Here is a 24306-nt window from a genome sequence, read left to right as displayed (position 1 = left end):
ATCACTCACGCCGGTCGGTCGAAGCCGAGGGGTTGCCAGTCGGCTGGAAGCCCCGAGCCGGTGAAGCACAGGTCGGGCGAGACCTCGCAGCGCACACGGTTAATGCGCGCGCGCTGACCATCGAGCCGCTCGAGTAAGCGCGTGAGGTCGACTCGGTAGTCGTCCGGCGAGGCCCAAGTCCGCTCCGCCTTACCGGCGGATGCCTGGAGCTTGACGTAGTCCATGAGGTTGCCGAACTGGAATTCCTCGCCCGGATTGTACTCGACCGAGACCAGCAGCCTTGGAACCTGGCCGACCTTGGTGCGGGTGTTACCAGCGGCGCGCACACCGTTCCAGAAGGCACGCAGCAAGGTGTCGTAGTCGGCGTCGCTCAGACGCGATTTCTTCGCGGCATGCTCGTTGGCCACACCATGGAAAGCGATCAGGGCATAGCGCAGTGCGGCATAGTTGGTGAAGGTGCCCTGCGCCTTGTCCTCGTCGCTGCCGAACACGGATGTGCCCTGGATCTGGATTTCACTGGCCTCGTGCAACACCTCGCCCATGTTGAGCTGCACCGCACCGGTCAAGGTCTTGGGCGAGGGCTTGGGCTCCCAGCCGTCCTGCTTTTTGAACGCTAGCGAGGAGCCGAAGCAGCGCGCATCGACGAAGCTGTCGAGCAGGATGTTCACCAATTCCTCGCCGTTGGCCTTGGCCTTGCCGATCGTCTCCAGGTGATGCGCGACCCGGCCGGTCAGGTTAGTGGTGCGGCCCTCGATGTTGCCGACCAGGATCTCCTGGCCCTGGGCAGCAAGATAGTCGCGGGCAAAGCGCTTGAGGCGCACGTCGGTGACATAGAAGCGCCCATCGGGCAGGCTGCGCGGACGGTTCTCGTCCGGGTCACCGTTGGGGTTGCCCATGCGAATGTCGTAGAGAAACAGCAGTTCGCGGCGCGAAGACAGGGTCGTCATGGAATCATTCCTCATTCTTTTTGGCTTTGGACGGCAGAACCTCGACCGTCACCGACTGGCCGAGCAACAGGAAATAGCAGGTCGCAGTCTGATCCAGGGTGATGCTGTCCCCCAAACGCCCAGCGCCGAGACGCCCCAGATCCTGCACGATGGCACGAACGTCGGCGTTGCCCTCGACCTCGTAGGTCAGGAGTTTTTCGCGAACCTTGTTATAGAGATCCGGCAGATCGCGGCCGTCGAGACGAAGACGCTTGAGCCAGGTCAAGGCGTTGGCGGCAACGTTGACCCCGCGCGCCGCCTGGACCTGGATCACCTTGCCGTAGAGGATGCCGAGCAGAAAGACAAAGGCCCGCTCGGGACTGCTCAGGCCCGAACCCGGCTGGAAATAGGGTTTGAGCGTCGGCAGGGTCGGCTCGAACGGGTCGGCGGTGGTCTCCATGGGTAACACTCCTGTCAGATCTAGGTAATAGAGCAGGCGGGCCAGGTGTCTGATCCAACCGGCCAGGGTCCAGTAACGCGTTTGTTTCTTACCTTTCTCGCTATGCCCTTCGTGCAGCAGCCCCCAGGCGCTGTCCGAGTTGGCGATATCGTCGAGATACCAACGGGCCGTGGTCAGAATCTCGCTCCAGAATCCAGCTTGTGCCGCCCCTAATGGAGTGCCGTGGTAGATGGACTCGGCGAGCTGGCGTTTTATGGTGAACAACCGGCTGCTCTCGTTGGCACTGGCTGCACGACGTCCGCCGGGCCGCTTGAGGAGCGCAAGCAACATGTTCAGACCAAGGTCGAACGCGGCCTCATCCATCGGATAGCGCGGTGCGAGCGGATGTAGCCAGTCTTTGGCCTGTCGGTTGGCCTGTGTCAGTCGGCGCAGGCGTGACGGCAGAATGTCATTAACCAGGCCACGGACCTCATCGACCACCTGGCCGAAGGTCGCCCAGAGGATGTGCAACACGATCTGAGCGTCTTCGCGGTCTTGGACGAATTCCAGCAGGTCTTTTTCGTAGGACGAAACCTTGTTGCTCTCCAGATGGTGCAGATATTTGCGCCAGTCCTCCATGAATTGCCGTCGACCATCGGGGTTGCCTAGCAAGCTGGGCAACAGCAGGGCCTTGTCGCCCGCGACGCTGCCGAGAAACTGCTGACCGAGCAGATGGTTCTTGAAAACATAGAGCAGGTCGGCGCAATCCAGGCAGAGGCCATAGCCCTTCCAGGCATCACCGGTGTCTAGCCCAGGAAAGGCGCCGGCCCGGTCCATGTTGGCGAAATTGATCCCGGTACCGCGCAGATTGGGATAGAGGGTGACGCCGCGCGCACCGCACAGCGGACAGTCGGCGGGACCGTACTCGCGCGCCTCACCCGTCACGTATTTGATCGAGGCCAGTGCCTGGGCCAGATAGGCTTGATACTCAGGCCGATCGCCCGGCCAGCGTCCCTCGCTATCTACAACACTGAGAAACACTGTCTCCTTTTCTGGAATCAGCCGAATGGCGGCAGACAGGATGTTAGGATCGGCTTGTCCACCGATCGGATAGACTGCATCGCCATAGCGTAACTCGTTCTTTTCAAACAGGATCGCGCAAATTTCTCGAAAATAGTCACTCCAGACGGCATCCGCTTTAGCCTGAGCACCAAAGTCCTTAGCCGTGGTTTTCTGAATCTTCAAGCTTGGCCCGAACGGAGGATTACCTTTCGGCTTGCTGGTGCGCTTGAAGACGGGACCCAAAGCGGATGACTGGGCACCGCTAGGCTTGTTGAACGGCAATCGAAGACGCTTATCCTCATCCAAATCCTCGACCCACATCTTGACCATATCCGGTTGACCCGGAACTGCTTGTAGCAGATAAACGCGCGCGACCTTTTCAGCGGCCTCGACGAGAAGTGGAGCAAGTTGCTCGCCATGTCGCGCACGGATCTCAGACAAGCCAAGCGCGGTTTCTCCGCAGCGACGGTTCAGTTCCAATAACGCCAGTTCCCGCATTGCCCCGAACATGCCTATTTCCTCCTGAGGTTCCCTTTTTTCGTCCCTCAAGGTGTTGGTCTCATGCGCCCGTCTGGTCGCGATTCTGACTCGCCTGCCAATGTTGCATGAACTCGACAGGGGATCAATAGCTGAGAGCCGATTTCACCCGCTTGACTGCCTAGTTCTTGAACTCATCTCGTTACACATACTTATCTACCGCCACCAGCTATCCTGATCGCCTTGTAGTCATCAGCAGAGCAGAACGCGTGAGATGATTTGGGCCGCCGCCGAGTTGATCACGACCGATCTGGGAGACGAGCGGTTGAGCGCCCGCCCGGTCCGGAACCATGCCACCCGATTTCAATCCTTGTTGTAGTGGATTGAGCATTGCGGCTCGTCTCGACCCCGACCATCCATAGCCTCTCGGTCATGTTTCAATCCTTGTTGTAGTGGATTGAGAATTGCGGCGATCAGCACGATCTTCATCGACAGTTCATCGTCGCGTTTCAATCCTTGTTGTAGTGGATTGAGAATTGCGGCCAGGCGAAAGCCGCCTATGTCTGCTGGTACCTCATGTTTCAATCCTTGTTGTAGTGGATTGAGCATTGCGGCATCGCCACGGTGAGCGGGCGCGTGAGCAGCATGTGTGCGTTTCAATCCTTGTTGTAGTGGATTGAGCATTGCGGCCGACTGGAGCGGGGGCGGAGTGCGGCTGCGTGACAGGTTTCAATCCTTGTTGTAGTGGATTGAGCATTGCGGCCATCGGCGTGCTTGAACAGGCGAGCCAAGGATGTACGGTTTCAATCCTTGTTGTAGTGGATTGAGCATTGCGGCGCTTCACGGGCGGCGCGCCACACACCTCGAGTTTCGTTTCAATCCTTGTTGTAGTGGATTGAGCATTGCGGCGTTCGTCGACGCCCTCCACGATCTGGAGCGCAAGAGGTTTCAATCCTTGTTGTAGTGGATTGAGCATTGCGGCGCGATTCTCGAACTCCCCGATAACAAAGGGGAGTTGTTTCAATCCTTGTTGTAGTGGATTGAGCATTGCGGCCGGTCTCCCTGCGGTCGACCGCTGTGTGTGTAAGGGGTTTCAATCCTTGTTGTAGTGGATTGAGCATTGCGGCCCCCATGCTGGTCGATGAGGCGGACCCCATCAGCATGTTTCAATCCTTGTTGTAGTGGATTGAGCATTGCGGCCCGAGATCGTCCAGACCGGCCAGGTGGCGATCAACAAGTTTCAATCCTTGTTGTAGTGGATTGAGCATTGCGGCTGGGAGCCCAGAGGCCCAGCGCCACGGCCACGTTCTGTTTCAATCCTTGTTGTAGTGGATTGAGCATTGCGGCTGTCGTGGCGGCCATCGCCGAGATGGCGGGCGGTTAGTTTCAATCCTTGTTGTAGTGGATTGAGCATTGCGGCTTTCAGGGCAAATCTACATGCCCTTGTGGGGGCTATGTTTCAATCCTTGTTGTAGTGGATTGAGCATTGCGGCAACAAGGACCTCAACAGCTCGGTCACCCAGCTCGGGTTTCAATCCTTGTTGTAGTGGATTGAGCATTGCGGCGAATCTGTCGTACTCGAAGCTGGTCCCGCCGCTCATGTTTCAATCCTTGTTGTAGTGGATTGAGCATTGCGGCGCGTTTGCGGTTGTCCCGATGGGACGATCGTGGACGGGTTTCAATCCTTGTTGTAGTGGATTGAGCATTGCGGCGATCCGCGAGGCGGCAGCATGGGAGCGCAGTCAGGATTTCAATCCTTGTTGTAGTGGATTGAGCATTGCGGCCTCCCATGTCCTGTCGCGATCCGACCAATCCGCCAGAGTTTCAATCCTTGTTGTAGTGGATTGAGCATTGCGGCCCACTCCTGATCTGTGCCCGTCTCGCCCTTGTGCAGGTTTCAATCCTTGTTGTAGTGGATTGAGCATTGCGGCGACTCGGTGAGCTGGTCGACGTCCTGCGTCTCGATGTTTCAATCCTTGTTGTAGTGGATTGAGCATTGCGGCGCTACCTAGCGCATGGCGAGGCGCTCTATGAGGCGATGTTTCAATCCTTGTTGTAGTGGATTGAGCATTGCGGCGCCAACGCCCTTACCAGAACGGGTAGGTGCGTAGGTGTTTCAATCCTTGTTGTAGTGGATTGAGCATTGCGGCTGTGATCGCGTTTGCGCGGCTTCCCTGTGTCCTGCGTTTCAATCCTTGTTGTAGTGGATTGAGCATTGCGGCTCACACTATCCAGCCGAGTGCATTGGACGCGCCGGGTTTCAATCCTTGTTGTAGTGGATTGAGCATTGCGGCCGCTCCGTAGCGATTGGGAGAAATGGCGCGGCCATGTTTCAATCCTTGTTGTAGTGGATTGAGCATTGCGGCGTGGTTTTCGCCGGACTGCCGGCATCACAGCAAGGGTTTCAATCCTTGTTGTAGTGGATTGAGCATTGCGGCCCGATAGCAAAATATCAGCAGGTGCGATTGATCGGGTTTCAATCCTTGTTGTAGTGGATTGAGCATTGCGGCGACTGATGGCCGCTCTCGCCACCCCCGCGGCGTGGGTTTCAATCCTTGTTGTAGTGGATTGAGCATTGCGGCCCGGCTTGCCAGCTCCAGCGCCGCGCTCGCAGCCTGGTTTCAATCCTTGTTGTAGTGGATTGAGCATTGCGGCAGGTCGGCGTCGGACAGATCCCGGTAAGTGTATTCGGTTTCAATCCTTGTTGTAGTGGATTGAGCATTGCGGCGCTCGACGAGGCGATAGATGCCGTCGGCAGACTCATGTTTCAATCCTTGTTGTAGTGGATTGAGCATTGCGGCCGCAAATTCTCTAAAAAATCATAAAATTCAGTTACATAACCCTGAAAAACAAGTGCTCTAAAAGTGCGTTTCAGAGTGGGAATCGGCTGAAAAACACCTGAAAAAAGCGCTCCCCGCATCGAAAAAACTCACAAAAAATCAAAACATTCAAAGACTTGCAATACACGGGCGATCAAGCGCAGATATTTTTGTAACAGCAGTCTTCACAACGCAGGGGCGAGCGGGTGCGCGCCGGTAGTCTGCCTGTCTCGATGATATCAAAGATCTCGTCAATCAGATGCCGGGTCTGCGTGATCCTCACCGTGCTCACGGGCACTTCGATCAGATGGCTGCCGTCGCGAATATAGGCGACGAACCCACGCTCGACCGGCAACCCATACGTCTCGGTGATCAGCATCGCATACAGCAGGATCTGTGTTTCATGGGTCTTGAACACCTGCTCGCGGCGCGGGGTGTATTTGTAGTCCAGTGGCGCCATGGTGCCGTCGGCAAGCCACAGCACCTCGTCGACGATACCGCGCAGCCGCAACCTCGGCGATGCCAGATAGACCTCGGTTTCGCGTCGGGTGGCGCCGATGCGCCGACGCAGATAATCGCGATTCTCGACCGAGCGGCGCCGATGTACCTCGCGCCCACGCAACACCTTGTAGCGCTGGTCTTCGTGCTGGGCGATGTGCTGCACGTTCATGAACCAGGTGAAGCGTGGGCAATAGACGTGTTCGAGCACCTCCGACGGCGTCACCATCGGCGTCGTCTCGGTGTCGTCGGACCAGTCGCTCACAGGAACAGCGCCCGCACCTGGTCGGTCACCAAGCGCTTGTCGAAGGCTTGACCGAGTACCACCACCTTTCTGAAGTCGCTCTCGCACAGCGGGAAGATGTAGACCGAATCCGCCTCGGAATCGATCTGCTCCTCGACCTGCAGCCGCAGCTCGTCGAGCCGGTTACGCTCGATGGTGCCGAGGAACACCGATTTCTGTACTCGGTAGAGACCAGCCTCCTTGCACAGCTTGGCGATGCGCCCGCGCGGCTTGTCGGCGACGATGTCGTAGATGATCCACACCAGGGTCTCAGTCGTCTTCATCAGGCCCCCTCCCGATCCAGTCGTTGGCGAGTCGATGGCAGTCGAGCTGTACGCTGTCGCGTCGCTTGATACGACGGTTGCGATAACGGATCTGCTCATCGAGATGGGCTCCGAAGCGCTCCATCAGCACCGCCTTGCCCTGCTTGTTGAGGATCAGCCCGTTGTGCAGCGGGTCGAACAGCTCGGGCTTGACCTTGCGCGCGGCGAACAGCCCGAGCACGGTCTCGTCGGCCCAGATGCGATAGCACTCGATCAGGTCGAAGACCAGCGACTTCTTGCGGTAGTGGTCGGTGTGAACGAAGCCGACGTAGGGGTCGAGCCCGGCGAGGATGCAGGCACGCTCGACGGTACCGTAGAGCACCCCGTAGCTGTAGTTGAGCAGGCAGTTGAAGGGATCGCGCGCGGGGTTGCGCGAACGCGCGTCAAAGCGCTGCGACTCGGGCAGCAGCAGATTCACCGCCTCCCAGTAGGTCCGCCCCGCCCGTCCCTCGATCCCCATGATGGTCTCGCGCTGCGCATCGAGCAGCCCGTCGAGCGCATCGAGCGCGTCGCGATGAACGCGCAGCGCCTCGATGCGCCGGGTCAGCTCGGCGCTCAACCGGCTGCGCCGCGAGCGCGCCTCGCCGAGAAAGCGGATCTGGTTGTCGAGCTTGCGCACGACCCAGCCGAGCGCCAGGCGCAGGCCCGCCTCGGTATCGGCCAGCCGTAGCTGGGCACGGCGGATCGCGGTGGTCGAGCCGGGACGCCCATGCCAGACCCGCGCGTAGGGATCACCGACGCGGTCGAGGAAGACGATATCGATGTTCTTCTCGATTGCCAGCTGAATGGCATCGGTCGACAGGCTCGCCCCGGTGGTGATGAGGATCGAGCGTACCTTGCGTGCGGCGACCTCCTGCTGCTGTTCCTTGATGCGCACCACGAACAGCTCGCCCCGGCGGTGCAGATAGGTCCCGAAGGTGGTGAGGATCAACTCCATCGATCGACTCCCGGACACAGGCCCGAACAACGCTCAGCCAAGCAGCGGCGGGTCACCCCTGCATGTTCCGCCCCAAGACGTCACTCGCTGGCGACGAGACAGCCATAGCCGTGGCTGACGGCATGCCCACAGGCCATGCCGTCGGGCAGCACAGCGTTGGTGGCGAACTCACCGACCAACCCGAGCAACCGCTCACCCTTGTAGTGACAGGTGCGCCGGCGGTGGGCGATGAAGGTCACATAGAGCCGCTCCGGGAAGGTGACCCCCAGACCGCGCAACGTCACCAACAGGCTCGCGGTCAGCAACCGCTCGCACTCACGGCGCTGGGCCGGCGCGTCGAGCTGGCGGTAGCGCCGATAGTTCTCCTGGTTGAACAGCAGCACCGGGGTATCGAACCGATAGCGCAGCAGCCGCGTCGCCGCGCCGAAGGTCCCGGTCCCGGCGCGCACCGTGGCATCGGTCACCTGTACCGGCTCGTCGCCGAGGCGCAGCCTCAGATCGAGCCAGGGCAGATCAAGCAGCCGTTGCGCCGCTTCGGCCCAACCCACCACCAGCCCCTGCCCCGCGTGCCAGCGGTACTGCACCCGGGGATAGCGAAAGAGCGGCCGACCGGTGGCCGGGTCGTGCTGGTGGAAGAGCGCGTCCTCGCGAAAGGCGTTACCCAGCGCACCGCGTAGCTGGCGGATACGCGGCTCGGCCTCGCCGCTGAGTTCGCGATCCCAGCGCAGACCGATCCGAGCCTGGGGGATCTCGGCTAGAAGATGCATGATGACTCCTCGATGGGTAGTGCGACGAAGCCGGCGGCGCGATCATAGGTCGCGGGACCGGCCTCGATGCGGTTGATCTCGTCGCGGTCGATCCCCTCGCCATCGCGAACATGGACCTGGATCACCCGCTCGTGGAAGGCACGCTTGAAGGCGCGGAAAGCGCGTTTCTGCTCGGCCGGTCCGAGCGTCGGATCGTCGCGCAGGGCGCGGTAGCGCGCCCACAGCCGGGCATCGGCGGGGCGACGCACCACGAACAACGCCACCAGTGCCGGCGCCGACTCGATCAGCCGAAAACCTTGCTCGACCCCGAGCAGGTCACCGCGCGCGAGCAGCTCGTCGACCCGCGTCTGGTCCTGGCGTGCCCAGCAACCGCTGAAATAATCCTGGCTGAGGCTGAGGAACTCGGCCTCGTCCCAGTAGGCGCGCGTGCCCAGACAGCCCTGGGTGACATCGATCAGCGCCGCGTCGTAGACACGCCGCCACAACGGCTCGCCGGGGGTGGCATCGGCACGCGTGGCGCACAGCTGCCACAGATGCACCTCGCCGGCGCCATCGGCGGTAGAATTGTTGAAACATCTTGGCTCCTCTCGTCTCCGCACCGCGGTCTCTGCGACGATCATCCAACCACGGCGACCTCGTCGAGTCCATCGCCACAAGCTTGCCGAAAGACCGTACACATCCCCATGCTATACCATCGCGTGACACCATCGATTGGCCCCGGTCAATCCCGGCAAGGCATCGCTCCGTGCCGATCGCACCACACCCCGACCCCGACGCCCCGGCAAACACCCGGGGCGTCGCCGATTCAGGACACCGCAACCCCGTGAACGACACCATCCGCCTGCGCGGCGTGCGCCAGAACAATCTCAAGGATCTCGACCTCGACCTGCCGCTCGGCGAACTGACGGTGGTGACCGGGGTCTCGGGCTCGGGCAAATCGTCGCTGGCCTTCGACACCGTCTATGCCGAGGGTCAGCGCCGCTATGTCGAGACCTTCTCGCCCTATGCGCGTCAGTTCCTCGACCGCATGGACCGCCCCGCCGCCGAGCGCATCGAGGGCATCCCGCCGGCGATCGCCATCGATCAGACCAACCCGGTGCGCACCTCGCGCTCGACCGTCGGCACCATGACCGAGCTCAACGACCACTTGAAGCTGCTGTTCGCGCGCGCCGCGCGGCTGTTCTGTCACGGCTGCGGTCGGGCGGTGCGGCGCGATCGCCCCGAGGACATCTGGAAGGCCCTGCTCGCGAGCCATCGCGACGCGCGCGCGCTGATCTGCTTCGAGGTCGAGGTGCCCGAATCGCTGGGGTTGGAGCAGGTGCGGGCGATGCTCGCCCAGCAGGGTTATGTACGGCTGCTGGAGGAGACCGATACCCGCATCACCGTGATCCAGGATCGGCTGCGGATCGACCCCGAGCAGCGCGCGCGCGCGCTGGAGGCGCTGGAGACGGCGCTGGAGAAGGGCCACGGCCGGGTGCGGGTCCACCCGCTCGATGACGCGCGCGCCCCCGGCCCGGCTCTGCGCTTCTCCGCCGAGCTGCACTGCCCCGACTGCGACATCCGCTATCGCGAGCCGAGCCCGGGGCTGTTCTCCTTCAACTCGCCGGTGGGGGCCTGCCCGAGCTGTCGGGGCTTCGGGCGCACCATCGGCATCGACTGGGACCAGGTCGTCCCCGATCCCGCCAAGACCCTGCTCGGCGGCGCGATCAAGCCGATCCAGAGCGACAGCTATGCCGAGGTCCAGGACGATCTGCTGCGCTTCGCCCATGCCCGCGGCCTCCCCACCGACATCCCCTGGTCGGCGCTCACCGCAGCCGACCGCGACTGGGTGATCGACGGCGAGGGCGAGTGGGAGGACGGCGTGTGGTACGGGCTGCGCCGCTTCTTCGCCTGGCTGGAGGGACGCAGTTACAAGATGCACGTACGGGTGCTGCTCTCGCGCTATCGCGCCTACGCGCCCTGCAGCCAGTGCAACGGGGCCAGGCTCGAAGACGAGGCGCTCGACTGGCGACTCGGCGACGCCGCACTCGCCGCGCGCACCCTGCCCGTGGCGGCGCGCTTCCGTCACGACCGCGTCAGCATGGAGGTGCAACGCTGGGCGGCGCTGCCGGGGCTCGCGCTGCACGACCTGATGTGTCTGCCGCTGGCGCGGCTGCGCGACTTCTGCGATGCGCTCACCCTCGACGCCGGGCTCGATCAGGCGCTCGACCAACTGCTCGGCGAGATCCGCGCGCGGCTGCGCTATCTGTGCGCGGTCGGGCTCGGCTATCTCACCCTCGATCGGCAATCGCGCACCCTCTCCGGCGGCGAGGTGCAGCGCATCAACCTCACCACCGCGCTCGGCACCTCGCTGGTCAACACCCTGTTCGTGCTCGACGAGCCGAGCATCGGGCTGCACCCGCGCGACATGGCACGACTGGTCGCGGTGCTGCAGCGGCTGCGCGCGGGCGGCAACTCGCTGCTGGTGGTCGAGCACGACCCGCAGGTGATGCTCGCCGCCGACCGTATCGTCGACATCGGCCCGGGGCCCGGCGAGCACGGCGGCGAGGTGGTGTTCTCGGGCAGCCCCCAGGCACTGCTCGCGGCCCCCGACTCGCTCACCGGCGACTATCTCGCCGGGCGCCGCCGCGTCGCCCCGGAGCGCGCGGCGCGCCCGATCGACGAGGCCACCCGCTGGCTGCGCCTGCGCGGGGCGCGCGCGCACAACCTCAAGGGGGTCGATGTCGGCATCCCGCTCGACCGGCTGGTGGTGCTCACCGGGGTCTCGGGCTCGGGCAAGTCGACACTGCTCCACGAGGTGCTCTATCGCGCGCTGTGCCAGCGCAAGGGCCACCCCGACGGCACACCGGGGGCGTTCGAGAGCCTCGCGGGCGATGACGCGATCGGCGACGTCAGCCTGCTCGATCAGTCGAGCATCGGGCGCAGCTCGCGCTCCAACCCGGCGAGCTATGTCGGCGCCTTCGACGTGTTGCGCAAGCGCTTCGCCCGCGCCCCGCTGGCCGCCGCGCGCGGCTACACCGCCGGCACCTTCAGCTTCAACAGCGGCAACGGGCGCTGCCCGGGCTGCGGCGGCACCGGCTTCGAGCACGTCGAGATGCAGTTTCTCGCCGACGTCTATCTGCGCTGCCCGGACTGCGACGGGCGTCGTTATCGCGACGAGGTGCTGGAGGTCCGCCTGCCCGGCGCCGATCCCGAGGCGCGCCCGCGCTCGATCGCCGAGGTGCTGGAGATGACCGCCACCGAGGCGCTCGCCTTCTTCGCCGGCGATGCCGAGATCGCCCGCGCCCTGGCCCCGCTGCAGGCCGTCGGGCTGGGCTATCTGCGACTCGGCCAGCCGGTGCCGACGCTCTCCGGCGGCGAGGCGCAGCGGCTCAAGCTCGCCGCCCATCTGGGTAAGCGCGCGCGCCGGCGCAAGGACGCGCCGGGGCTGCTGTTCCTGCTCGACGAGCCGACCACCGGGCTGCACTTCGCCGACATCGCGGTGCTGCTCGAGGCCTTCGAGCGGCTGATCGAGCAGGGCCACTCGCTGCTGGTGATCGAGCACAACCTCGATGTGATCGGCGCCGCCGACTGGCTGATCGATCTCGGTCCCGAGGGCGGCGAGGACGGCGGTGAACTGGTCTGCTGCGGCACGCCCCGGCAGGTCGCCGAACACCCCGGGAGCCACACCGGACAGGCGCTGCGCGAGAGCTGGGCCGCGCCCCAGATGATCGCCGAGAGCGGCGTCGACGATCAGGCCGTGACCGCGCCCGCGGCGATCGAGATCCGTCACGCCCGCGAGCACAACCTCAAGGATCTCACCCTGTCGATCCCGCGCGACCGGCTCACGGTCATCACCGGGGTCTCGGGCAGCGGCAAGAGCACCCTGGCCTTCGACATCCTCTTCGCCGAGGGCCAGCGGCGTTATCTGGAGTCGCTCAACGCCTATGCCCGCCAGTTCGTGCAACCGGCCGCGCGCGCCGAGGTCGATGCCATCCACGGCATCCCGCCGACCGTGGCGATCGAGCAGCGCACCAGTCGCGGCGGGGCGAAGAGCACCGTCGGCACCCTCACCGAGATCCATCACTATCTGCGCCTGCTCTATGTCCGTCTCGGGGTGCAGCACTGCCCCGACTGCGGGGTGGCGATCGAGCCGATGTCGGCGGCGGCGATCCTCGCCCGCATCCTCCGCGAGCACCGTGGTGAGCGGGTGGAGTTGCTGGCCCCGTTGGTGAGCGCACGCAAGGGCATCTACAAGGAGCTGGCGGCCTGGGCCGCGGGCAAGGGCTGGCAACGGCTGCGGGTCGACGGCACGGCGCTGCCGACCGCCCCCTGGCCGGTGCTCGATCGCTTCCGCGAGCACGACATCGAGCTGCCGCTCGGCGCGCTGCGGGTCGATCCGGCGCACGAGGCCGAGCTGCGCGCCGCGCTCGATCAGGCGCTCGAGCTCGGCAAGGGCGTGGTGCGGGTGGCGCGGCTCGACGCCGCCGGCGACTGGGGCGCCGAGCAGGTCCACTCCACCGCACGGGCCTGTCCCGACTGCGGACGTGCCTTCGCCGAGCCCGACCCCCGGCTGTTCAGCTACAACTCGCGTCACGGCTGGTGCCCGAGCTGTCTCGGCAGCGGTCGGCTGATCGCCGGGCTCGACGACAGCCACAGCGGCGAGGAGGCGCAGTGGCAGGAGGGCGAGATCGGCGCGGCCGCGGTCTGTCCGGCCTGTGACGGCGCGCGGCTCAACCCGGTGGCGCGCGCGGTGCGCTTCCACGACCAGTCGATCGACGGGCTCTCGGCGCTGAGCGTCGAGCGGGCGGCGGCCTGGCTCGATGCGCTGGTGCTCGATGCCCGTGAGCAGGCGATCGCCGGCGATCTCATCCATGAGGTGCGCGACCGGCTCGCCTTCCTCGCCGAGGTCGGGCTCGGCTATCTCGGACTCGACCGCGCCGCGCCCAGCCTCTCCGGCGGCGAGGCCCAGCGCATCCGTCTGGCCGCGCAGCTCGGCTCCAACCTGCAGGGGGTGTGCTACGTGCTCGACGAGCCGACCATCGGTCTGCACCCGCGCGACAACGCCCTGCTGCTCGCCAGCCTCGAACGGCTGGAGGCCAAGGGCAACACCATCGTGGTGGTCGAGCACGACGAGGAGACCATCCGTCGCGCCGGTCATGTCATCGACCTCGGCCCCGGCGCCGGGGTGCGCGGCGGCCAGGTGATCGCCGAGGGCGACGCCGCGGCACTGATCGCCAACCCCGACTCGCTCACCGGGCGCTACCTCGCCCGCACCCACGGTCGCGACCGCCCGCCGCGCCCCGCCCCCGCCGAGCGCCAGCGGCTGCGCGTCGAGGGCGCGCACCGCAACAATCTCCGCGACCTCGACGTCGAGCTGCCGCTGGGACGGCTGGTGGCGGTCACCGGGGTCTCGGGCTCGGGCAAGTCGACCCTGGTGCGCGAGGTGCTCGGCGCCACCCTCGGCAACCTGCTCGGCGCCGATCGGCCGACGCGCGCGCGCAAACGCGACCTGATCGGCTGTCGCGCGATCCACGGCTGGCAGGCGCTCACCCGGGTGCTGGAGGTTGATCAGACCCCGATCGGGCGCACCCCGCGCTCCTGTCCGGCGACCTATGTCGGCATCTGGGACCGGGTGCGGCGGCTGTTCGCCGCCACCCAGGAAGCGCGCATCCGCGGCTGGAGCGCGGCGCGCTTCTCCTTCAACACCGCCGGCGGGCGCTGCGGCGCCTGCGACGGCCAGGGGGTGCAGCGCATCGAGATGAGCTTCCTGCCCGACGTGCGCATCCCCTGCGAGCAGTGCGACGGCTCCCGCTTCGACCGCGAGACGCGCGCGGTGCGTTATCTCGGGCTCGACATCGGCCAGACCCTGGCGCTGAGCGTCGACGAAGCGGTCGAGCACTTCGCCGCCCACCCGGCGATCCATCACCCGCTGACCCTGCTGCAGGACGTCGGGCTCGGCTATCTCACCCTCGGCCAGCCGAGTCCGACCCTCTCCGGCGGCGAGGCGCAGCGGCTCAAGCTGGTCACCGAGCTGGCGCGCGCGCGTCCCGGCGCCGATGGGCTGACCGACCGCCCCACCCTCTATCTGCTCGACGAGCCGACGGTGGGGCTGCACATGGCCGATGTCGAACGTCTGCTCGGGGTACTGCAACGGCTGGTCGACGCCGGGCACAGCGTGGTGGTGATCGAGCACAACCTCGACCTGATCGCCGCCGCCGACTGGGTGCTCGACCTCGGCCCCGAGGGCGGCGCGGACGGCGGACGGCTGGTCGCGACCGGGACGCCGGAGACCATCGCCGCGCACCCCGAGCTGCCGACCGGGGCGGCGCTGCGGGCACACCTGGACTGAGCCGCGCCGTCAATCACATTGAGTGTGCGCGGGAACTCCCCGACTGCGATCCGTCAAACCCTGCGCGACGCAAAGCTGGCACACTGCCCAGCCCGCAGCTGCCAAGACATCAAGGAGATATCGCCCGATGAAGACATTGATCCAGTGGTCCCTCGCTCCCGCCCTGCTCATCGCCGCCGGCGCACACGCCGAGACCGCGCCCGATCCGCGCGTGGCCGAGGCCAAGACGCTCATCCAGCAGTTCGCCGGCACCCTCCAGGGCGAGCTCAAGGAAGCGCTCGAGGCCGGCGGTCCGGTGCGCGCGATCGAGGTCTGCGAGGAGCGCGCACCGGTGATCGCCGACGAGCTGAGCGCGCAGAGCGGCTGGTCGGTCGGGCGCACCAGCCTCGGGGTGCGCAACGCGGCGCGCAACACCCCGGATGCCTGGGAGCGCGAGATCCTCGACCAGTTCGAGGAGCAGCGCGCCGCCGGCGAGCCGGTGGCCGGTCTCGCCCACGCCGAGGTGGTCGAGGATGAGGACGGCCGCCGCTTCCGTTTCATGAAGGCGATCCCCACCGCCGAGGTCTGTCTCGCCTGTCACGGCGATCACCTCACCCCCGAGGTGGCGGCCGCCCTGGACGAGCGTTATCCTGAGGACAACGCGCGCGGCTACCGCGCCGGCGACATCCGGGGTGCCTTCACCCTGGCCAAGCCACTCTGATACCTATCGCGCCCGGCGCCCGTGCGCCGGGCGCACGCAGGTGCGAGCCCATGGCCGACGAACTCTTCGATCTCTGCTATACCGGCGCCATCGCCACCGACGCCGACCCCGCCCAGGTCCGCGAACGGCTCTGCGCCGTGTTCAAGCTCGCCGGTCCCGGCTGCGAGCGGCTGTTCAGCGGCAAGCGGGTGGTGGTCAAGCGCGGCGTCGACGCCGCCACCGTCGCCCAGTACCGCCAGGTCTTCAGCCGGGCCGGCGCGGTGCTGGAGGTGACCCCGAGCGAACGCGCCGCCCCCGCCCCGCAACCGGTGCGCCCGGCGCCCGACGGCCCGGTGGAGGACCCCGCCGGCTCCCCCGAGACCCTCGCCCGGATCGATGGCGAGGCGCTGGCACTGGCCCCACAGGACGGCTTCCTCGAACCCTCGCGCACGGTTAAGATGCCCGCCATCGACACCAGCCACCTGACCCTGGTGCAAGGCGCCGATTGGACCCTGGCCGATTGCGAGCCGCCGCCGACGCCGATCCCGACGCCCGACATCGATCATCTCTCGCTGGTCGACATCGAGCCCGAAGAACAACGACAGGAACGCAGCGACTGACCCCTCCATGACCATCGACTTCGAGCATCTCGTCATCGGCGCCGGCATCAGCGGACTCGGCGCCGCGCACTTCTCCGCACGTCGCGGCCACTCCACCCTGGTGCTGGAGGCGCGCGATCGCGTCGGCGGCTGCATCAACAGCCAGGCCTTCGAGGACCAGGACGGTTTCTGGGTCGAGTCGGGCGGACATACCTGCTTCAACAGCTACGGCAACCTGCTCACCATCCTCGACGATCTGGGGCTGACCGCGCTGGTCCAGCCCAAGCTCAAGGTCGGCTATGCGCTGTGGCAGGACGGCAAGCGTCGCCCGATCCGTTCGGCGCTGCACCTCGGCGAGGCGATCCGCTCGCTGCCGCGGATGTTCCGCGAGCCCAAGGCCGGACGCAGCGTCGCCGACTACTACAGCGCCATCCTCGGCCGGCGCAACTACGACGACCTGTTGCGTCACGCCTTCCAGGCGGTGATCTGCCAGCCCGCCGACGACTACCCGGCCGAGGCGCTGTTCCGCCGCAAGCCGCGGCGCAAGGAGGTGATCAAGGCCTTCACCTTCCCGAGCGGGCTCTCGACCATCCCCCAGGCGATCGCCGATCAGCCGGGGATCGAGGTGCGCACCGGCCAGGAGGTCGAGCGCATCGCGCGTACCGACGCGGGCTTCCGGGTCCACCTCGCCGATGGCGAGAGCATCGGCGCCGCCCGGCTCACCCTGGCGGTGCCGCCGCCGGTGGCCGCCGCGCTGATGCCCGAGGGCTTCGAGCAGGCGCGCGCGGCGATCGACGGCATCGGCATGGCCGAGATCGAGACCCTGGTACTGGTGTTCCGCGCCGCCGAGGTCGACATCAAGCCGATGGCCGGGCTGATCGCGATCGAGGACGCCTTCTACTCCTCGGTCTCGCGCGACTTCCTCCCCGATCCCGAGCTGCGCGGCTTCGCCTTCCACTTCCGTCCCGGCGCACTCGACGCCGAGGCCCAGATCGCGCGCGCCTGCGCCACCCTCGACCTGCGCCCCGATCAGGTGCTCGACCAGGCGCGGGTGCACAACCGTCTGCCGGCGCTGCGCGCCGGTCACGCCGAACGGGTCGCCGCGCTCGACGCCGCGCTCGCCGGCACCCCGCTGGCAGTCACCGGCAACTGGTTCCTCGGCGTCTCGATCGAGGATGCGCTCACCCGCAGCCGCAGCGAACACGACCGCCTGTTCGGGGCCTGATGACCAACCACCCGTTCGCACAAGGAGCCGCCCGCATGCGCAAGCTGCTGACCGCCATCGCCCTACTCGCCCTGAGCGCCCCGCTCGCGGCCGAGGTCATCGGCAGCGTCTCGACCAAGTTCAAGATCCTCGGCCCCAACGACAAGATCGTCGTCGAGGCCTTCGAGGACGAGGACATTCCCGGTGTCGTCTGCTATATCAGCCGCGCCAAGACCGGCGGGGTCTCCGGCGCGGTCGGGGTCGCCGAGGACACCTCGGACGCCTCGATCGAGTGCACCCAGGTCGGCCCGATCACGCTGCCCGACGCGGTGCGCGACGGCAAGCAGGACGGCGAGGAGGTGTTCAAGAAGCGCACCTCGCTGCTGTTCAAGAGCCTGCAGGTGGTACGCTTCTACGACGCGCCGCGTCACGCCCTGGTCTATCTGAGCTACAGCGACAAGATCATCGAGGGTTCGCCGAAGAACAGCATCTCGGCCGTCGCCATCCAACCCTGGCCGAACCAGGCGCGCTGAAGCGATGATGATCAGCCGCCCCCACCGTCTGCTCCCGCTGCTGCTGCCGCTGGCGCTGCTGCGCCCGGCTCCCGCGCTCGCCGACAACGCCTTCGTCACCGACCCCGAGGCGCCCACACCCTCGAGCGTGCGCGAGGGCGTGCGCTGGCAGGAACGCGCCACCCCGCCGCCGCCCTGGCCCGAGGAGTCCGACCTGATCGAGCTCGAACTCGATCGACCGCATGCCGGTTTCCGCTATTTCATCGATGGCCGTCACCTGCAGATCGGCGACGACGGCGTGGTGCGCTACACCCTGGTCGCCCAGGGGCCGAGCGGCGCCCGCAACCTCTCCTTCGAGGGGCTGCGCTGCACCCCGCGCGGCACTTACAAGACCTACGCCTACGGCGCCGCCGGGCGCTTCGTGCTGCTCGACGAGCCGCAGTGGCAGCCGCTCGGCGAGCGCGACCACGAACGCTTCCGCAAGGCGCTGTGGCGTCATCACTTCTGCGTCCCGCGCGGCTTCGCCCCGCGTCCCCGCAAGGACATGATCCGCTCGCTGCAGGGGCGCATCGCCCCCCTGCAGAACAGCGGCTTCCTCACCGACTGAGGGCGCGCGGACCGCGCGCCGGTCGCCGCCGCGCTGGAAGCGGTATGCGGCAGTCGCCATATCCGACCCTATGTTGCACAGGATTCACAGGTCCCCCGATGTCGAACCCCCTGCTTGAAACCCAGACCCTGCCGGCCTTCTCCCGGATCGGCCCGGAGCACGTCGAGCCCGCGCTCGACGCTCAGCTCGCCGAGTGTCGCGCACTGATCGAGCGACTCACCCGCGAGATCGCGGTGCCGACCTGGGAGAACTTCATCGAGCCGCTGGAGGAGAGCGAGGACCGGCTCGGCCGGGTCTGGTCGCCGGTCAGCCATCTCAACAGCGTGCTCAACAGCGAGGCGCTGCGCACCGCCTACAACGCCTGTCTGCCCAAGCTCAGCGACTATGGCACCGAGGTCGGGCAGAACGAGGCGCTGTTCCGCGCCTATCGCGCGGTGGCCACCCAGGAGCATCTCGACGCCGACCAGCGCCGGGTGCTCGACAACGCGCTGCGCGACTTCCATCTCTCCGGCGTCGACCTGCCGGCCGACAAGAAGGCCCGCTACAAGGAGATCAGCCAGTCGCTGAGTGCGCTCACCAGCAAGTTCGCCGAGAACGTGCTCGATGCCACCAACGCCTGGGAGCTGCACCTGGAGGACGAGTCGCGCCTCGCCGGGCTGCCCGAGTCGGCGCGCGCGCTGCTGCGTCAGAACGCCGAGCAGCGCGAGCTGCCGGGCTGGCTGCTGACCCTGCACATGCCGAGCTATCTGCCGGTGATGACCTATGCCGACGACCGCGAGCTGCGCGCCGAGTGCTATCGCGCCTTCGCCACCCGCGCCTCGGACCAGGGCCCGCACGCCGGTGAGTGGGACAACAGCGAGATCATGGAGCAGATCCTCGCGCTGCGTCACGAACAGGCCCAGCTGCTCGGCTTCGCCAACTATGCCGAACGCTCGCTGGCGACCAAGATGGCGCGCACCCCGGAAGAGGTGATCGGCTTCCTCGGCGATCTGGCCGAGCGCTCGCTGCCGCAGGCGCAGCGCGAGCTCGACGAGCTGACCGCCTTCGCCCGCGAACACCACGGTGTCGACCAGCTCGAACCCTGGGACGTCGGCTACTACGCCGAGAAACTGCGCCAGCACCGCTACCAGATCAGCGACGAGGAGCTGCGTCCCTACTTCCCGCTCTCGCGCGTGCTCGACGGGCTGTTCGGCGTCGCCGAGCGGCTCTTCGGGGTGCGCTTCCAGGAGGTCGAGGACTTCGACACCTATCACCCCGACGTGCGCTTCTTCGAGATTCGCGACGCCGAGCACGGCGCGCTGCGCGGTCAGTTCTATCTCGACCCCTTCGCCCGGGCGCACAAGCGCGGCGGGGCCTGGATGGACACCTGCAGCGATCGCATGCACAGCGCCACCCGCGACCAGATCCCGGTGGCCTATCTGGTGTGCAACTTCGCCCCGCCGGTCGGCGCGCGCCCGGCGCTGCTCACCCACGACGAGGTCGAGACCCTGTTCCACGAGTTCGGCCACGGTCTGCACCACCTGCTGACCAAGGTCGACTATCCGGCGGTGGCCGGGATCAACGGGGTGCCCTGGGACGCCGTCGAGCTGCCCAGTCAGTTCCTCGAGAACTGGTGCTGGGAGCGCGAGTCGCTGGACCTGTTCGCGCGCCACTGGGAGACCGACGAGCCGCTGCCCGAGACCCTCTACCAGCGCATGCGCGCGGCCAAGCACTTCCAGTCGGCGATGCAGATGGTGCGTCAGCTCGAGTTCGCGCTGTTCGACTTCCGCATCCATCTCGAATACGACCCGGCACGCGGCGGGCGCATCCAGGAGATCCTGCAGTCGGTGCGTGAGCAGGTCGCGGTGATCCACCCGCCGGCCTTCCACCGCTTCGCCCACGGCTTCTCGCACATCTTCGCCGGGGGCTATGCCGCCGGTTACTACAGCTACAAGTGGGCCGAGGTGCTCTCGGCCGACGCCTTCTCGCTGTTCGAGGAGCGCGGGGTGTTCGACCCCGCCACCGGGCGCGCCTTCCGCGAGCACATCCTCGAGCGCGGCGGCGCCGAGGACGCGATGACGCTGTTCGTGCGCTTCCGCGGGCGCGAGCCCGACACCGAGGCGCTGCTGCGTCAGTCCGGGATCGCGGCATGAAGTACCGCGACCTGCGCGACTTCATCGCCCAGCTCGAGGAGCGCGGCGAGCTGGTGCGGGTGCGCGAGCCGGTCGACCCGCACCTGGAAGTGACCGAGATCTGCGACCGCACCCTGCGCGGCGGCGGTCCGGCGCTGCTGTTCGAGCGCCCCAAAGGCTCGGAGATCCCACTGCTCGGCAACCTCTTCGGCACCCCGCGCCGGGTGGCGCTGGGGATGGGCGAGGACTCGGTCGAGGCGCTGCGCGAGGTCGGTCGGCTGCTCGCCTTTCTCAAGGAGCCGGACCCGCCGAAGGGGATGAAGCAGGCCTGGGAGAGCCTGCCGATCTTCAAGAAGGTGCTCGACATGGCCCCCAAGGTGCGGCGCAACCCGCCCTGCCAGGCGCACCAGCTCAGCGGTGAGGCGGTCGATCTGGGGCGCCTGCCGATCCAGCACTGCTGGCCGGGCGATGTCGGTCGTCTGATCACCTGGGGGCTGGTGATCACCCGCGGTCCGGAGAAGCCGCGCCAGAACCTCGGCATCTATCGCATGCAGGTGCTCGATCGCAACCGGGTGATCATGCGCTGGCTGGCGCACCGCGGCGGCGCGCTCGACTATCGCGACTGGCAGCGTGCCCACCCCGGCAAGCCCTTCCCGGTGGCCGTCGCGCTCGGCGCCGATCCGGCGACCATCCTCGGCGCCGTCACCCCGGTGCCCGACACCCTCTCGGAGTACGCCTTCGCCGGGCTGTTGCGCGGCAGCCGCACCGAGCTGGCACGCTGTCAGGATTCCGACCTGCAGGTCCCGGCGAGCGCCGAGTTCGTGCTCGAAGGCCATATCCATCCCGACGACATGGCCCCGGAGGGCCCCTTCGGCGACCACACCGGCTACTACAACGAGGTCGACCGCTTCCCGGTGTTCACCATCGAGCGCATCACCCATCGCGAGCGCCCGATCTATCACAGCACCTATACCGGCCGGCCGCCCGACGAGCCGGCGATCCTCGGGGTGGCGCTCAACGAGGTCTTCGTGCCCATCCTGCAGAAGCAGTTCCCGGAGATCGTCGACTTCTACCTGCCGCCCGAGGGTTGCTCCTACCGCCTCGCGGTGGTGAGCATCCGCAAGCAGTACCCGGGACACGCCAAGCGGGTGATGATGGGGGTGTGGTCCTTCCTGCGCCAGTTCATGTACACCAAGTTCGTCATCGTCGTCGACGAGGACGTCTGCACCCGCGACTGGAAGGACGTGATCTGGGCGATGACCACCCGGATGGACCCGGCGCGCGACACGGTGACGATCGAGAACACCCCGATCGACTATCTCGACTTCGCCTCGCCGGTCTCCGGACTGGGTTCGAAGATCGGCTTCGACGCGACCAACAAGTGGCAGGGCGAGACCGACCGCGAGTGGGGCGAGCCGATCCGCATGGACGAGGCGGTGCGCGAGCGGGTCGACCGCATGTGGGATCGGCTGGGCATCGAGCTGCCCGAGGCGTGAACGGCAGGATGGCGCTCGTCCTGAGCGCCCTCCCCGACGTCCACCGACCGGCTGGCCGGTGGGCGTGGGCATGGTTGCGGCGGGATCAGTAGCGCCCCCCTCCACGCGGGCGCTCCGCCCGCGGCCTGGCCTCGTTGACGGTGAGCTTGCGACCCTTCATGTCGCTCTCGTTGAGGGCCTTGATCGCGGTGTCAGCCTCCGAGTTGTTGGGCATGTCGACGAAGCCGAAGCCCTTCGACTGACCGGAGAACTTGTCCTTGATCACCTCGGCGCTGGCCAGTTCACCGAATCCGCTGAAGATGTCCCTCAGCTCGTCATCGGTCACGCTATAGGGGAGATTTCCTACGTAGATCCTCATCGCTATCTCTCGGGCTCGTGTGTGTTGATCGAACGAAAACTGCCGGTCGGCCAACACACAAGCCATCCCGACAGTGGACGATGTCCAAGCCCGCGGCCCGGCGAGGAAGGCGCTTCCTCGGGGATCACGACCGGCCAATGCGTACACTAAAAGTGAAAAGACGCGCGTTCGGGAGAGAGGGAGCGATGCGGGGATAAGGATGGGAGCGCATCCGGCGCTCGACACCGACCGAGCTGGAGACGGTCAGGCTAAGCGATCAGGAGAGTTCGGATCCCAAAGGAAAAACCCGTAGACACTCCGACGTGTCTTTAACACTTGAATGCTCGCTTGGGGTAGTTCGAGATCCTGGCAGGCGCCGCGATTGACTCTGGTGGAAAGCTAGTGGATCGGGAACGGGGCGTCAACCGAGAGACCATAGAAATTATCTGGTCAAGGATAAGTCGATTCGAGGCCACCGCAGCCGTTCGGGACGGCCACGGTGGCAGGGTGCACAGCTAGCGCGACTGCCCGGGATCGCTGTCGAAACCGGCCTGGCGGATCGCCGCGACCAGCTCGCTGACGTCGAGGTGCGCGCCGCGCACCCGCACCAGCCCGGCGCCGAGATCGGGTTCGGCGGCCTCGACCGCGTCGATGCGCTCGAGCGCCTGACGAACGCTGGCGACACAATGATTGCAGCTCATCCCCGAGACCGGCAGGGTCAGATCCGCGGCCACGGCGGGCGCCGGCGCGAAGCGGGCACGCAGGCGCCGCACGGCGAGCAACAGCAGCAGCGCGGTGAGCAGCAGCGCCGCGCTCACCCCCAGCCAGTCGCCCTCGGCGCCGTGGAGATGCCCGGCATGTTCCGCCGGACTCTGCAGCAGGGCGTCGAACAACAGTCCGAAGGCCATGCTCATCACCACCACCACGGCGAGATAGATCGCCAGGATGCGGCCGCCGAGGGTGCGATAGACGGCCCCGAAGGTGGCGATATTGGTCGCCGGACCGGCCATCAGGAACACCAGCGCCGAGCCCGCCGGCAGCCCCGAGGCGATCAGCGAGGCGGCGATCGGCACCGATCCGGTGGTACAGACATAGAGCGGTAGCGAGATCGCCAACACCACCAGCATGCCGAGCAGCCCCTGGGCCCAGGACTGCGAGGCGAAGTAGTCGGCGGGCAGCACGACGGTGAGCAGCGCCGCCAGCGCCACGCCGGCGAGCACCCACAGATCGATCGCCCCGAGCAGATCGAACACCGCATAGCGCAGCACCGGGCGCCAGCCGCGCGGCCGCGCCCCGTCATCATCCGTCGCCGTCTGTTGCGCGGGTGCCGGATCGGGACGGGTGAAGCGGTTGACCAGCCCGCCGCCGACCAGCCCGGTGACGAAGGCCGCGACCAGCTTGAACAGCGCGAAGGGCCAGCCGAGGAAGGCCGCGCTCACCAGGATCGAGTCGACCCCGGTCTGCGGGGTACTGATCATGAAGGCGGTGGTGGCGCCCTTGGAAGCGCCTTCGTTACGTAGCCCCAACGCCGTCGGGATCACCCCGCAGGAGCACAGCGGCAGCGGTACCCCGACCAGGGTGGCGCGGGTCACGCTCGCCATGTCGGGGCGGTTGAGCCCGCGATGGATGAAGCCACGCGGCAGATAGACGTGCATCAGCCCGGCGATCAGCAGGCCGAGCAACAACGAGGGGGAGAGTTCGACCATCACCTGCCAGAAGGCGGCGAGGAACTGCGCGATCATACGGCGGGACTCCAGGGTGGACCCCGCCGGCCATCACGACCGACGGGGCGAGGTGGATCGATCGATGACGACTCAGTCGAAGTGGCCCTTGGCGTGCTCGTCGACGAGGCGACCGCCGAGCGCGCCGACGCCGGCGCCGATCAACGCACCGGCGCCG

General features: G+C 66.4%; 17 protein-coding genes and 1 CRISPR repeat array. Of the genes, 8 read left to right on the top strand and 9 right to left on the bottom strand.

All coding sequences use genetic code 11. From position 1 onward, the window contains the following. Positions 1-5: 5 nt before the first annotated feature. The 7 genes from cas7b to EBL84_RS03855 all read right to left on the bottom strand — a co-directional run bounded on the left by cas7b (position 6) and on the right by EBL84_RS03855 (position 9151). Positions 6-947, bottom strand: coding sequence for a type I-B CRISPR-associated protein Cas7/Csh2 (gene cas7b / locus EBL84_RS03885; protein ID WP_200189253.1), 942 nt, complete (start codon positions 945-947; stop codon positions 6-8). Between the two features lie 4 nt (positions 948-951). Next, positions 952-2937, bottom strand: coding sequence for a TM1802 family CRISPR-associated protein (locus tag EBL84_RS03880; protein WP_123139617.1), 1986 nt, complete (start codon positions 2935-2937; stop codon positions 952-954). Positions 2938-3264: 327 nt separating this feature from the next. Beyond that, positions 3265-5705: a CRISPR direct-repeat array (repeat unit 37 nt; unit sequence GTTTCAATCCTTGTTGTAGTGGATTGAGCATTGCGGC). A 172-nt stretch (positions 5706-5877) separates the two neighbouring features. Continuing rightward, complete coding sequence (cas4, locus tag EBL84_RS03875) at positions 5878-6486, bottom strand: CRISPR-associated protein Cas4 (protein ID WP_223806952.1); 609 nt, start codon at positions 6484-6486, stop codon at positions 5878-5880. Next, a complete protein-coding gene (gene cas2 / locus EBL84_RS03870) occupies positions 6483-6788 on the bottom strand; it encodes a CRISPR-associated endonuclease Cas2 (RefSeq protein WP_123139616.1) in 306 nt (101 codons plus the stop codon). Before cas2 ends, cas4 begins: the two co-directional genes overlap by 4 nt. Beyond that, entirely contained in the window at positions 6775-7764 is a 990-nt protein-coding gene (gene cas1, locus EBL84_RS03865) for a CRISPR-associated endonuclease Cas1 (RefSeq protein WP_123139615.1), read from the bottom strand. Before cas1 ends, cas2 begins: the two co-directional genes overlap by 14 nt. Positions 7765-7844: 80 nt before the next feature. Beyond that, complete coding sequence (locus tag EBL84_RS03860; protein ID WP_123139614.1) at positions 7845-8531, bottom strand: CRISPR-associated endonuclease Cas6; 687 nt, start codon at positions 8529-8531, stop codon at positions 7845-7847. Beyond that, entirely contained in the window at positions 8519-9151 is a 633-nt protein-coding gene (locus tag EBL84_RS03855) for a hypothetical protein (protein WP_132228854.1), read from the bottom strand. The genes EBL84_RS03860 and EBL84_RS03855 overlap by 13 nt, the downstream gene beginning before the upstream one ends. 203 nt (positions 9152-9354) lie before the next feature. Between EBL84_RS03855 and uvrA the strand changes: the two genes are divergently transcribed. The 8 genes from uvrA to ubiD all read left to right on the top strand — a co-directional run bounded on the left by uvrA (position 9355) and on the right by ubiD (position 22070). Next, positions 9355-14862: an excinuclease ABC subunit UvrA gene (gene uvrA, locus EBL84_RS03850; protein WP_123139612.1), complete on the top strand. Its 5508-nt coding sequence runs from the start codon at positions 9355-9357 to the stop codon at positions 14860-14862. A 127-nt stretch (positions 14863-14989) separates the two neighbouring features. After that, positions 14990-15562 carry a DUF3365 domain-containing protein gene (locus EBL84_RS03845; RefSeq protein WP_123139611.1) on the top strand — a complete coding sequence of 191 codons (573 nt, stop codon included), beginning with the start codon at positions 14990-14992 and terminating at the stop codon, positions 15560-15562. Between the two features lie 50 nt (positions 15563-15612). Further along, positions 15613-16161, top strand: coding sequence for a hypothetical protein (locus EBL84_RS03840; protein ID WP_123139610.1), 549 nt, complete (start codon positions 15613-15615; stop codon positions 16159-16161). A 7-nt stretch (positions 16162-16168) separates the two neighbouring features. After that, positions 16169-17365 carry an NAD(P)/FAD-dependent oxidoreductase gene (locus tag EBL84_RS03835; protein WP_123139609.1) on the top strand — a complete coding sequence of 399 codons (1197 nt, stop codon included), beginning with the start codon at positions 16169-16171 and terminating at the stop codon, positions 17363-17365. 35 nt (positions 17366-17400) lie between these two features. Further along, positions 17401-17877: a CreA family protein gene (locus EBL84_RS03830; RefSeq protein ID WP_123139608.1), complete on the top strand. Its 477-nt coding sequence runs from the start codon at positions 17401-17403 to the stop codon at positions 17875-17877. Positions 17878-17881: 4 nt separating this feature from the next. Next, entirely contained in the window at positions 17882-18463 is a 582-nt protein-coding gene (locus EBL84_RS03825; protein WP_223806107.1) for a CNP1-like family protein, read from the top strand. 98 nt (positions 18464-18561) lie between these two features. After that, positions 18562-20595, top strand: a complete 2034-nt coding sequence (gene prlC, locus EBL84_RS03820) for an oligopeptidase A (protein ID WP_123139607.1) — start codon at positions 18562-18564, stop codon at positions 20593-20595. Next, on the top strand, positions 20592-22070 hold the full coding sequence (gene ubiD / locus EBL84_RS03815; RefSeq protein WP_123139606.1) for a 4-hydroxy-3-polyprenylbenzoate decarboxylase: 1479 nt from the start codon (positions 20592-20594) through the stop codon (positions 22068-22070). Before prlC ends, ubiD begins: the two co-directional genes overlap by 4 nt. 85 nt (positions 22071-22155) lie before the next feature. Here the strand turns inward: ubiD and EBL84_RS03810 are convergent, their stop codons facing one another. Further along, the gene (locus tag EBL84_RS03810) at positions 22156-22428 is read right to left on the bottom strand and encodes an RNA-binding protein (RefSeq protein ID WP_005224745.1); all 273 of its coding nucleotides are present in this window, start codon (positions 22426-22428) and stop codon (positions 22156-22158) included. A gap of 494 nt (positions 22429-22922) precedes the next feature. Next, on the bottom strand, positions 22923-24149 hold the full coding sequence (locus tag EBL84_RS03805; RefSeq protein WP_123139605.1) for a permease: 1227 nt from the start codon (positions 24147-24149) through the stop codon (positions 22923-22925). Between the last annotated feature and the right edge of the window lie 157 nt (positions 24150-24306).

The sequence above is a fragment of the Marichromatium sp. AB31 genome (genome assembly GCF_003718685.1).
GTDB classification, from domain to species: domain Bacteria; phylum Pseudomonadota; class Gammaproteobacteria; order Chromatiales; family Chromatiaceae; genus Marichromatium; species Marichromatium gracile.
This window is presented reverse-complemented; position numbering and strand designations above follow the sequence as displayed.